1 protein-coding gene is annotated in these 1352 nt (G+C 72.6%); it reads left to right on the top strand.

Annotated features, from left to right (window positions below):
- Positions 1-21: 21 nt before the first annotated feature.
- Positions 22-1352 (top strand): amino acid adenylation domain-containing protein (locus EF918_RS35775; RefSeq protein ID WP_260611013.1); only part of this gene is annotated, 1331 nt, incomplete at its 3' end.

The following is a 1352-nucleotide window of genomic DNA, read 5'->3' as shown; positions in this document are numbered from 1 at the left end:
CTCGCGGAGGGGGAGTCGGGGTTGGAGGGCAGTGTCGAGTACGCGGTGGATCTGTTCGACCGGGTGACGGTGGAGTCGTTGGCGGGTCGTCTGGTGGCGGTGTTGGAGGCGGTCGCGGCCGATCCGGAGGTCCGGGTGGGTGCGGTGGAGGTGCTGACGGACGCGGAGCGTGTGTCGGTGCTGGAGCGGTGGGCGGTCGGCCGTGAGCCGGGTGTGGCTGCGGTGACGTTCCATGGTCTGTTCGAGGCTGCGGTGGATGCGAGGCCGGATGCCGCGGCGGTGGTGTCGGGCGGGCTGGTGCTGTCGTATGGGCAGGTGGAGGCGCGGGCGAATGCTCTGGCGCACTGGCTGACGGGTCGGGGTGTGGGTCCGGAGTCGGTGGTGGCGTTGGTCCTGCCGCGGTCGGTGGACATCGTGATCGCCCAGCTCGCGGTGCTCAAGGCCGGGGGCGCGTATCTGCCGGTGGACCCGGAGTACCCGGCCGAGCGGATCGCCTACATGCTGGAGGACGCCCGACCGGTCCTGGTCCTGCGCGAACTGCCGGTGCTGGGGGAGGAGTCCGTCTCCCGCCCCGCCGTCGTGGTGGAGCCGCAGAGCCCGGCGTATGTCATCTACACGTCGGGTTCGACGGGTCGTCCCAAGGGTGTCGTGGTCGCGCACGCCGGTCTGGCCGCTTTCGCGGCGGCGGAGGTGGAGCGGTTCGCGGTGGACGCGGACAGCAGGGTGCTGCAGTTCGCCTCGCCGAGTTTCGACGCCTCGGTGCTGGAGCTGGTGATGACCTTCGCCGCGGGGGCGGCGCTGGTGGTGCCGCCGGCCGGTCCGCTGGCCGGTGAGGTCCTCGCCGAGGTCCTCACGGCCGAGGAGGTCACCCATGCCCTGATCCCGCCGGCCGCGCTGGCGAGCGTCCCGGCGAGCGCGTTCCCGCACTTCCGTTCGCTGATCGTCGGTGGTGACGCCACCTCGGCCGAGCTGGTGGACCGCTGGGCCCCGGGCCGGCGGATGGTCAACGCCTACGGCCCCACCGAATCCACCGTCGTGGCGACGACGTCGACCCCGCTCACCGCCGGAACCGGCGTTCCCTCGATGGGCACGCCGATCCCCGGCACCCGTACCTACGTCCTGGACGCCGCGCTGCGACCGGTCGCCCCCGGTGTCGCGGGAGAGCTCTATCTCGCGGGTGCCGGTCTGGCCCGTGGTTACCTGGGCCGCCCCGGTCTGACGGCGGAGCGTTTCGTGGCGGACCCCTACGGTCCGGCGGGCAGCCGCATGTACCGCACGGGTGATGTCGCCCGGTGGTCGCGGACGGGGGAGCTGGAGTACCTGGGCCGCTCCGACGACCAGGTCAAGGTGCG

Origin of the sequence: Streptomyces sp. WAC06614, assembly GCF_003949795.1 — a bacterium.
Classification (GTDB): Bacteria; Actinomycetota; Actinomycetes; order Streptomycetales; family Streptomycetaceae; genus Streptomyces.
The sequence above is the reverse complement of the archived record's forward strand: the minus strand, read 5'-3'. Positions and strand labels throughout refer to the sequence as shown.